Genomic DNA, 9,936 nt, shown 5'->3' on the forward strand with positions numbered 1-9,936 from the left:
GTACGGGCCTGGGACCCGGTCCACCGCGAGCTGACCGTCGACTTCGTGGTCCACGGCGACGAGGGCCTGCGATGGCCACCGCACCCCCCTTGCCCGTCCTGTGCCCGTCCTGTGCCCGTCCCGCCGGCCCGTCCGTCGGCCCCGTCCTACAGCTCGCCGAGCGTGACCTCCGCCTTGCGGGTCTCGGTCCCCCGGACGTACGTGGTCGTCACCTTGTCGCCCGGCTTCTGCGAGGCCAGCGCCTCCGACAGCGACGTGATCGTCGTGATGTCGGTGTCGCCGAGCCGTGTGATCACGTCACCCGGCTTGAGGCCCGCCCGGCCGGCCGGCCCGTCCGCCGGGGCCTCGACCACCGCCACGCCCGCCGGCTCGTAGTCGTCGTTCAGCACCGTACGGCCGGTGATGCCCAGGGCCGCCCGGCCCGAGTCGGTGACCTTGCCGTCCTTGACGATCTGGTCCGCGACGGTCTTCACCATGGACGCGGGAATCGCGAAGCCGATGCCGGGCGCCGAGCCGCCACCCAGCTCCGGATCGGTCGCCGCGAGCGTCGGGATGCCGATGACCTCGCTGTCCAGGTTCACCAGGGCGCCCCCGCTGTTGCCGGGGTTGATCGCGGCCGACGTCTGGACCATGTTCCCGATGGTCGCGCCCGTGCCGCCGCCGGTCCTGCCCTCGCTGACCGTGCGGCCGGTCGCCGAGACGATGCCCTGCGTCACGCTGCCGGAGAGCCCCAGCGGGGAGCCCATGGCGAGCACGATCTGCCCCATGTCGACGCCGGCCGAGTCGCCGAACTTCGCCGCCTTCAGTCCCTGCGGCACGGTGTCCAGCTTGAGCACCGCGAGGTCCTGCTCCGGGTACGAGGAGACCAGCCGGGCCGTCACCGGCTGCCCGCCCGTCGCGGCCGTGACCTTGAAGGTCTTCTCCTGGCCCACCACGTGCGCGTTGGTGACGATGTGCCCCTTGTCGTCGTAGACGACCCCGGAGCCGAGGCTGCTCGCCGCGTCGATCTGGACGACCGACGGCAGGACGTCCTTGATGACGGCCCGGTAGTCGTCCTGGAGGTCGTTGGCGGCGAGGGGAGCGGCCGCCTGGGTGGAGCGCTCGGGCGCGGGCGCGTCGCCGCCGGCGGAGCAGCCGCCGACGAGCGCGGCGGCACAGGCCCCGGCGGTCAGAGGGAGGAGGAGGCGTCGGGCACGGGATACGTCCATGTCCGGAGTATCGGCGCGCCCCTGGAGCCCGGCCCGGCGAGCGCACCCGATCAGGTTCGGGCGCCCGCCCGGGCCGTACCCGGGTACGGAGCTCACCCGGAGGTGCGTCGCCCGGCCCGGGATCTCGGGGGTGTCCGGGTCCGGGCAGACGGCGCTGCTTTCCGGACACGACCCAGGGGGTCAGCCCCGTACACCGCACAGGTGCAGCAGGGCCGCGATCCGCCGGTACGGCTCCGTGCGGCCCGCACGGTCCTCGGCGGCGAGCAGCCGGTCCAGCTGCTCGGCGGCCGGCAGGCCCGTCTCGGCCGGGATGCCGTCCGTGAAGACCCGCACCCCGTACCAGGCGTGCAGCGGCGCCGCGATGCCCGCGAGCGTCGCCGTCAGCGCGTCCAGCCGGTCGGCCCGCACCTTCACGCCGTTGTCGTCGGTGTAGACATCGCTGTCGAAGCCCGCGAGGGCACCCGACCAGTCGCCGGCGAGCCCGGGGCGCATCGCGAGCGCCTCCGCGTTCCGCACGACGAGGGAGAGCAGACCGCCAGGGGCCAGCATCCGGGCCAGGCCCGCGAGCAGGGCGTCCGGCTCGTCCGCGTACATGAGGACGCCGTGGCAGAGGACCACGTCGAAGCTGCCGGGCAGGAAGTGGACGCCGGTCTCGCGACCGTCGCCCTCGATCAGGCGGACCCGCTCGCGGATCCCGGCGGGCTCCGTCGCCAGCGACTCGCGCGCCGTCTTCAGCAGCTCCGGGTCGGCCTCCAAGCCGGTCACGGTGTGTCCGGCACGGGCCAGGCGCAGCGCCTGCGTGCCCTGCCCCATGCCCGCGTCGAGGATCCGCAGCCGCTGCCCCACGGGGTAGCGCGCCGATATCTGCTCGTCGAGCTGACGGGCGATGACCTCTTGCCGGATGGTGTCGCGCAGCCCGCCGTGCCCGGCGGGCCAGTGCACGACGGCGGGCAGCACGGCGCCGCCCGTCGCCGACGCGTCCATGCCGAAGGCACGTTCACCGGGAGCGTGCTCGTCGAAAGCGCGCTCACCGAGGCCCGAGCTGTCGGCGCTCAGGGCCGCTCTCCGCGCTTGACCTGCGGCTTCGGCAGCCGCAGTCGGCGCATCTGGAGCGTACGCATCAGCCCGTAGGCCACGGCGCCGCGCTTCGGCTCGTTCGGGAAGCGCTCGTTCAGCTGCTTCCGCAGCCGGAGCCAGATGCCGACCGAGTCGATCACGATCAGGATGATCACGCCGAGCCAGAGCAGAAGCGAGATGTTCTGCAGGGCGCGGTTGGCGTTCCCGAAGAGCGACAGCACGAGGATCACCACGGCCATCGGCAGGAAGAACTCGGCGATCGCGAAGCGCGAGTCGACGAAGTCGCGGACGAACTTGCGCACCGGACCCTTGTCACGGGCCGGCAGATAACGCTCGTCACCGCTCGCCAGCGCCTCGCGCTGCCGGGCCAGGTCCGAGCGACGCGCCTCGCGCTGACGCTTGGCGGCCTCCTTGCGGTCGGTCGGCACCGTCGCGGCGCGCCGACGCTGGGTCTGCGCTTCGCTCCGCTTCGGTGTCGGGCGGCCCTTCGGGGCCTCGGGGTCGCGGGGCTGAGTGGTGGAAGGGTCCGCCGTCACCTTGTCGGTGGGGGCCTTCTCGTCCTTCGAACGGCTTCGGAACACAAAACCCAAGGGTACGGGGTGGTGGGCATGGACCCCAGCCCGGGCGGGAACGATCCGCTAACGGACCGCGTCTATGGCGGTACGCACGGAGGACGCGCGGGGTTTCCCGAGCCACCCCCTAGAGGGATCTACACCCTGGGCTGGAGGAAGACCACGCACAGTCGTCCTTGGGGAGGAGCGCATCCCGCTCCGAACAGTGCGGTAATGGAGGCAGGGCCCGTAGTGTGGACCTGTTGGAGAGCTGGAGCCGTAGTCCGTCAGAAGGGGGCGCGCGAAGCCCATGAGCGGTGTCATGAAGCGTATGGGGATGATCTTCCGCGCGAAGGCGAACAAGGCCCTTGACCGGGCCGAGGATCCGCGCGAGACGCTCGATTACTCCTACCAGAAGCAGCTGGAGCTGCTGCAGAAGGTGCGGCGCGGCGTGGCCGACGTCGCCACCTCCCGCAAGCGGCTCGAACTCCAGCTGAACCAGTTGCAGGGCCAGTCCGCCAAGCTGGAGGACCAGGGCCGCAAGGCCCTCGCCCTCGGCCGCGAGGACCTGGCGCGCGAGGCGCTGTCCCGCCGGGCCGCGCTCCAGCAGCAGGTCAGCGACCTGGAGGTGCAGCACCAGACGCTGCAGGGCGAGGAGGAGAAGCTGACGCTCGCGGCGCAGCGCCTCCAGGCCAAGGTCGACGCCTTCCGTACGAAGAAGGAGACGATCAAGGCGACCTACACGGCCGCCCAGGCCCAGACCCGGATCGCCGAGTCGTTCTCCGGCATCTCGGAGGAGATGAGCGACGTCGGTCTCGCGATCCAGCGGGCCGAGGACAAGACCGCCCAGCTCCAGGCGCGCGCGGGCGCGATCGACGAGCTGCTCGCCTCGGGCGCTCTCGACGACCAGTCCGGGCTCGCCAAGGACGACATCCAGGCGGAGCTGGACCGGCTCTCGGGCGGCACGGACGTCGAGCTGGAGCTCCAGCGGATGAAGGCCGAGCTGGCCGGAGGCCCTTCGGCGCAGCAGCAGGCGCTCGAAGGCGGCGGCGAGGCCGCGCCGCAGGACCGCACCCAGCAGCAGCAGTCCCACCCGCGGTTCGAGAAGTAGAAGCAGGCGAAAGCAGGCCGAGGCCGACAGACAGGACGCGTCATGATCGTACGGATCATGGGGGAGGGCCAGTGGAAGCTGGCCGACAGCCACTTCGTCGAGCTGAACAGGCTGGACGACGAGCTGCTCAAGGAGATGGAGTCGGGGGACACCGAGGGCTTCCGCCGCACGCTGGGCGCCCTCCTCGACGCCGTCCGCCGGCTCGGTGAGCCGCTCCCGGACGACGCCCTGGAGCCCTCGGAGCTGATCCTTCCGGCTCCGGACGCGACCCTGGACGAGGTCCGGGAGATGCTCTCCGACAACGGCCTGATCCCGGGCTGATCGTGGGCCGGCGACGGCCCGCTTCCGGCTGACACGGCCCGCAGACCGGGCTGGTGACAGCCTGACCCCGGGTCGTCCCGGGCCGTCTTTCGCGTACGCCGGGTCCCGTCACCCCCAGGGGTCGGCGGGACCCCGTGCCGTCCCGCACCACACGGGCCCCCGGCAGTGGGCCGGCACCACACGGGCCACCGGCAGCGGGCCCGCACCGCCCAGGCCACCGGCAGTGGACCCGCACCGCACGGGCCCCCGGCAGCGGGGCCCGGGCGTGTACCGCCGTCCGGGCACGCCCCGTACCGTTGCTCGACGTGACCCCCACCGGCCCCGCCACCGGCACCCTCCACACCCGCCTCCGCGACTGGTTCCGCGCGCACCCGCTCGCCTTCGACGCGGTGATCGCGAGCGGCACGCTGGTCTGCATGATCGCCGGGTCCTTCACCGACCCCCACGGGAGCCGGGAAGGGCCGACCTTCGGCGACCACCGGCCCGACCTGTGGAGCGTGCTGATCATGGTCGCCGGGGCCGCCGCGCTGGTGTGGCGCCGCCGCCGGCCCTTCGCGGTGCTCTGCTTCACGGTGACGATCTGCCTGTTCGAGCTCGTCAACGACAACAGACCCGCCCCGATCGCCATGAGCGCCGTCGTCGCGCTCTACACGGTCGCCTCCCGCACCGACCGCCCCACCACCTGGCGCGTCGGACTCGTCACGATGGCGATGCTCACCGCCGCCGCCATGATCTTCGGCCCCACGCACTGGTACGCGCAGGAGAACCTCGGCGTCTTCGCCTGGACCGGCATGGCCGCCGCCGCGGGCGACGCCGTCCGCAGCCGAAGGGCCTTCGTCGACGCCATACGCGAGCGGGCCGAGCGGGCCGAGCGCACCCGCGAGGAGGAGGCCGGGCGCCGGGTCGCCGAGGAGCGGCTGCGGATCGCCCGCGACCTCCACGACGTCGTCGCTCACCACATCGCCCTGGTGAACGTCCAGGCCGGGGTCGCCGCCCACGTCATGGACAAGCGCCCCGACCAGGCCAAGGAGGCCCTCGCGCACGTCCGCGAGGCCAGCCGCTCCGCGCTCGACGAACTCCGTGCCACCGTCGGGCTCCTGCGCCAGTCCGGCGACCCCGAGGCCCCCACCGAGCCCGCCCCCGGCCTCGCCGTCCTCGACGGGCTCCTCGACAGCTTCCGCAAGGCCGGCCTCCCCGTCGCCCTGGCCCGCGCCGACGGCGGCGCGCCGCGGCCCCTGCCCGCGACCGTCGACCTCGCCGCGTACCGGATAGTGCAGGAGGCCCTCACCAATGTGCGCAAGCACGCCGGACCGGACGCCGAGGCGGAGGTGAGCGTCGTCAGGGTCGGCCGTACGGTCGAGATCACCGTCCTCGACAACGGCGCCCCGCAGGCGGGGACTCCCTCCGACGACTCCGGCGGCCACGGCCTCCTCGGCATGCGCGAGCGGGTCAGCGCGCTCGGCGGCACCCTGACCGCCGCACCCCGCTACGGCGGCGGCTTCCGGGTGCAGGCGATACTGCCCGTGACGACCCGTACGGGGGAGGACGCATGACGATCCGGGTACTGCTCGCCGACGACCAGGCCCTGCTCCGCAGCGCCTTCAAGGTCCTGGTCGACTCCGAGGCGGACATGGAGGTGGTCGGCGAGGCCGCCGACGGCGCCCAGGCCGTCGCCCTGGCCCGCTCCGAGCGGCCGGACGTCGTCCTCATGGACATCCGCATGCCGGGCACGGACGGCCTCGCGGCGACCCGCGCGATCACCGCCGACCCCGAGCTGTCCGCCGTACGCATCGTCATGCTCACCACCTTCGAGGTCGACGAGTACGTCGTGCAGTCGCTGCGCGCCGGGGCCTCCGGCTTCCTCGGCAAGGGCGCCGAACCGGAGGAGCTGCTCGGCGCCATCCGGATCGCCCACGCCGGCGAGGCGCTGCTCTCCCCGGCCGCCACCAAGGGCCTGATCGCCACCTTCCTCGCGCAGGGCGGCGGGCTCGAACCCCTGGCGGACGGCGACCGGTCCTACTCCGAGCGGCTCGCCGCCCTCACCGCCCGCGAGCGCGAGGTCCTCGTCCTCGTCGGCGGCGGCCTCTCCAACGACGAGATCGCCGAGCGGCTCGACGTCAGCCCGCTCACCGTGAAGACCCACGTCAACCGGACCATGGCCAAGCTCGGCGCCCGCGACCGGGCCCAGCTGGTGGTCACCGCGTACGAATCGGGACTGGTACGTCCGAGGGTGGAGTGACCGGGGGCCCCGGCGTACTCCAGACGCGGTATGCGCGGGACAAGGATGTGGACCCGGGGGCCGAGGATTTCCGGCCGCGGATGGCAGATCGTATAGGCGGGGGGCACCTCCGGCGGATCCAGCGGATCCGGGCCGGGGTCCGGCTGCTCCCGCTTGTCGACGAGTACGCCACAGAAGAGAGACCCCATGTCCTGGCTGTCCAGATTCAGCCTCGCGCAACGGGCCCTGATCGGGCTGACGTCCATCGTCGCGATCGTGTTCGGGGCGATCGCGATACCGCAGCTGAAGCAGCAGTTGTTCCCCTCGATCGAGCTCCCCATGGTCTCGATCCTCGCCCCGTACCAGGGCGCCTCTCCCGATGTGGTCGAGAAGCAGGTCGTCGAACCCCTGGAGAACAACCTCAAGGCCGTCGACGGCCTGAAGGGCGTCACCTCCACCGCCTCCGAGGGCATGGCCGTCGTCATGGCCTCCTTCGACTACGGCGACGAGTCGACGAAGCAGCTCGTCGCCGACGTCCAGCAGGCCGTGAACCGGGCCCGCGCCCAGCTGCCCGACGGCGTCGACCCGCAGGTCGTGGCCGGCTCGACGGACGACATGCCGACCGTCGTCCTCGCCGCCGCCTCCGACAAGGACCCGCAGGCGCTGGCCGACCTCCTGGAGCGGACCGTCGTGCCCGCCCTCGAAGGCATCGAGGGCGTCGGCCAGGTCTCCGTCAGCGGTGTCCAGGACCTGCAGATCTCCGTCGTCCCGGACGAGCGGAAGCTCGCCGCCGCCGGACTCAGCTCCGTGAAGCTCGCCGAGGCGCTCCGCTCCGGCGGCGCCACGATGCCGGCCGGCTCCTTCTCGGAGGCCGGCAAGAGCCGCACGATCCAGGTCGGCGGCGGCTTCACCTCCCTGGCGCAGATCGAGGACCTGCGCATCCCCTCGGCCACTCCCGGCAAGGGCAAGGCGGTCCGCCTCGGCGACGTCGCCACCGTCCGCCAGGAGGAGTCGCCGAGGGTCTCCCTCACCCGCACCAATGGCAAGCCCAGCCTCGCCGTCATGGCGACCATGGACAAGGACGGCAGCGCCGTCGCCATCTCCGACGCCGTCGAGGAGCAGCTCCCCGAGCTGCGCCGCGACCTCGGTGCGGGCGCCGAGCTGACCGTCGTCTCCGACCAGGGCCCGGCCGTCGCCAAGGCGATCTCCGGCCTGACCACGGAGGGCGCGCTCGGTCTCGTCATGGCCGTCCTGGTGATCCTGGTCTTCCTGACCTCGATCCGCTCGACCCTGGTGACCGCGGTCTCCATCCCGCTCTCGGTCGTCCTGGCCCTGATCGTGCTGTGGACCCGCGACCTCTCGCTCAACATGCTGACCCTGGGCGCGCTCACCATCGCCATCGGCCGGGTCGTCGACGACTCGATCGTGGTCCTGGAGAACATCAAGCGTCACCTGGGCTACGGCGAGGAGCGCCAGGCCGCGATCATCACCGCGGTCCGCGAGGTGTCCGGCGCGGTCACCTCCTCCACCCTCACCACCGTCGCCGTCTTCCTGCCGATCGGTCTGACCGGCGGCATGATCGGCGAGCTGTTCGGCTCGTTCTCGCTGACGGTCACGGCGGCCCTGCTGGCCTCCCTGCTCGTCTCCCTGACCGTGGTCCCCGTCCTGTCGTACTGGTTCCTCCGCGCCCCCAAGGGCACCTCGGAGGACCTGGCGGAGGCCCGCAGGCAGGCCGAGGAGAAGGAGGAGAAGAGCCGCCTCCAGCGCGCGTACGTGCCCGTCCTGCGGTTCGCGACCCGGCGCCGGATCACGAGCCTCGCCATCGCGCTCGTCGTCCTCGTCGTCACCTTCGGCATGGCCCCGCTCCTGAAGACGAACTTCTTCGACCAGGGCGAGCAGGAGGTGCTCAGCATCCAGCAGGAGCTGGCACCCGGCACCAGCCTGAGCGCCTCCGACGAGGCCGCGAAGAAGATCGAGAAGGTCCTCGCGGAGACCGAGGGCGTCAGGGACTACCAGGTCACCGTCGGCTCCTCCGGCTTCATGGCGGCCTTCGGCGGCGGCACCGGCTCCAACCAGGCCTCGTACAAGATCAGCCTGGAGGACTCCGACGCGTACGAGAAGACCCGCGCCTCCATCGAGAAGGCGCTCGCCGCCCTCGACGGCATCGGCGACACCACCATCGCGGCCGGCGACGGCTTCGGCAGCCAGGACCTGAGCGTGGTCGTCAAGGCCGCCGACCCGAAGGTCCTCGAAGAGGCCTCCGAGGAGGTCCGCACGGCGATCGCCGGGATGAAGGACGTCACCGACGTCCAGAGCGACCTGTCCCAGTCCGTCCCGCGGATCTCCGTGAAGGCCAACGCCAAGGCGGCCGACGCGGGCTTCGACACCGGCTCGCTGGGCATGATCGTCGCCCAGGCCGTCCGGGGCACCCCGGCGGCCAAGGCGAACCTCGACGACAGCGAGCGGGACGTCCTCATCACCTCGGCGAAGCCCGCCACCACCCTCGCCGAACTGAAGGCCCTGCCCCTCGGCCCGGTGAAGCTGGGCGACATCGCCACCGTCGAGCTGGTCCCCGGCCCGGTCTCCATGACCCGGATCGACGGCGCCCGCGCGGCGACGATCACGGCCAAGCCGACCGGTGACAACACCGGCGCGGTGAGCGCCTCGCTCCAGACGAAGATCAACTCCCTGGATCTGCCCGAGGGCGCCACCGCGAGCATCGGCGGTGTCTCCGAGGACCAGACCGAGGCCTTCACCAACCTGTTCCTGGCGATGCTCGCGGCCGTCGCGATCGTCTTCATGCTGCTCGTCGCGACCTTCCGGTCGCTGATCCAGCCGCTGATCCTGCTGGTCTCGATCCCGTTCGCGGCGACCGGCGCGATCGGTCTGCTCGTGGTCACGGACACGGCGATGGGCGTCCCGGCGATGATCGGCATGCTGATGCTCATCGGCATCGTCGTGACCAACGCGATCGTCCTGATCGACCTGATCAACCAGTACCGGGCCCAGGGCCTGGGCGTCGTCGAAGCGGTGATCGAGGGCGGCCGGCACCGCCTCCGCCCGATCCTGATGACCGCCCTGGCGACGATCTTCGCCCTGCTGCCGATGGCCCTCGGCATCACCGGCGAGGGCGGGTTCATCGCCCAGCCGCTCGCCGTGGTCGTGATCGGCGGTCTGATCACCTCGACGCTGCTGACCCTGCTCCTCGTCCCGACGCTCTACGCGATGGTGGAGCTCCGCAAGGAGCGCCGCGCGAAGAAGAAGGCGGCGAAGAGGGAGGCGAAGGCCGGCGACGTGACGGTCCCGCCGCAGGCGAAGGAGCCGGCTGTGATCTGACGGTCCGACCCGTACGGCATGAGGAAGGGGCGCCCCCCCCAGACCCCGGGCGGCCCAAACCGGGTTAGAAAGGGTGAAACCTGTCGGCGGGGCCCGCACGGGTGGGGGCCCAAC

General features: G+C 72.1%; 8 protein-coding genes and 1 pseudogene. 6 read left to right on the top strand and 3 right to left on the bottom strand.

Features of this window, described 5'->3' with window-relative positions; all coding sequences use genetic code 11:
- Window positions 1–78 (top strand): annotated as a pseudogene (locus tag ACWFR1_RS39075) (siderophore-interacting protein); the annotation flags it as partial.
- Between the two features lie 68 nt (window positions 79–146).
- Here ACWFR1_RS39075 and ACWFR1_RS39080 read toward each other — a convergent pair.
- From ACWFR1_RS39080 to ACWFR1_RS39090, 3 genes are all read right to left on the bottom strand, one after another.
- On the bottom strand, window positions 147–1,208 hold the full coding sequence (locus ACWFR1_RS39080) for a S1C family serine protease (RefSeq protein ID WP_453560553.1): 1,062 nt from the start codon (window positions 1,206–1,208) through the stop codon (window positions 147–149).
- Window positions 1,209–1,388: 180 nt separating this feature from the next.
- Complete coding sequence (locus ACWFR1_RS39085) at window positions 1,389–2,192, bottom strand: class I SAM-dependent methyltransferase (protein ID WP_453560556.1); 804 nt, start codon at window positions 2,190–2,192, stop codon at window positions 1,389–1,391.
- A 68-nt stretch (window positions 2,193–2,260) separates the two neighbouring features.
- Entirely contained in the window at window positions 2,261–2,866 is a 606-nt protein-coding gene (locus ACWFR1_RS39090) for a DUF3043 domain-containing protein (protein ID WP_453560558.1), read from the bottom strand.
- 280 nt (window positions 2,867–3,146) lie between these two features.
- On the opposite strand from ACWFR1_RS39090, the gene ACWFR1_RS39095 reads away from it, so the two are divergent.
- The 5 genes from ACWFR1_RS39095 to ACWFR1_RS39115 all read left to right on the top strand — a co-directional run bounded on the left by ACWFR1_RS39095 (window position 3,147) and on the right by ACWFR1_RS39115 (window position 9,822).
- A complete protein-coding gene (locus ACWFR1_RS39095; protein WP_399224892.1) occupies window positions 3,147–3,947 on the top strand; it encodes a PspA/IM30 family protein in 801 nt (266 codons plus the stop codon).
- A 42-nt stretch (window positions 3,948–3,989) separates the two neighbouring features.
- Window positions 3,990–4,268: a PspA-associated protein PspAA gene (gene pspAA, locus ACWFR1_RS39100; protein ID WP_453560561.1), complete on the top strand. Its 279-nt coding sequence runs from the start codon at window positions 3,990–3,992 to the stop codon at window positions 4,266–4,268.
- A gap of 296 nt (window positions 4,269–4,564) precedes the next feature.
- Window positions 4,565–5,821, top strand: coding sequence for a sensor histidine kinase (locus ACWFR1_RS39105; protein ID WP_453560564.1), 1,257 nt, complete (start codon window positions 4,565–4,567; stop codon window positions 5,819–5,821).
- A complete protein-coding gene (locus ACWFR1_RS39110) occupies window positions 5,818–6,507 on the top strand; it encodes a response regulator (RefSeq protein WP_453560567.1) in 690 nt (229 codons plus the stop codon). The genes ACWFR1_RS39105 and ACWFR1_RS39110 overlap by 4 nt, the downstream gene beginning before the upstream one ends.
- Window positions 6,508–6,693: 186 nt before the next feature.
- On the top strand, window positions 6,694–9,822 hold the full coding sequence (locus ACWFR1_RS39115) for an efflux RND transporter permease subunit (protein ID WP_453560569.1): 3,129 nt from the start codon (window positions 6,694–6,696) through the stop codon (window positions 9,820–9,822).
- Window positions 9,823–9,936 lie beyond the last annotated feature (114 nt).

It is taken from the genome of Streptomyces sp. NPDC055103, from assembly GCF_053607625.1.

Bases quoted from the DNA above. Each gene is read 5' to 3' on its own strand.
- pspAA (WP_453560561.1), top strand. From the start codon at position 3,990: ATGATCGTACGGATCATGGGGGAGGGCCAGTGGAAGCTGGCCGACAGC.
- ACWFR1_RS39115 (WP_453560569.1), top strand. From the start codon at position 6,694: ATGTCCTGGCTGTCCAGATTCAGCCTCGCGCAACGGGCCCTGATCGGG.
- ACWFR1_RS39085 (WP_453560556.1), bottom strand. From the start codon at position 2,192: ATGGACGCGTCGGCGACGGGCGGCGCCGTGCTGCCCGCCGTCGTGCAC.
- ACWFR1_RS39110 (WP_453560567.1), top strand. From the start codon at position 5,818: ATGACGATCCGGGTACTGCTCGCCGACGACCAGGCCCTGCTCCGCAGC.
- ACWFR1_RS39095 (WP_399224892.1), top strand. From the start codon at position 3,147: ATGAGCGGTGTCATGAAGCGTATGGGGATGATCTTCCGCGCGAAGGCG.
- ACWFR1_RS39080 (WP_453560553.1), bottom strand. From the start codon at position 1,208: ATGGACGTATCCCGTGCCCGACGCCTCCTCCTCCCTCTGACCGCCGGG.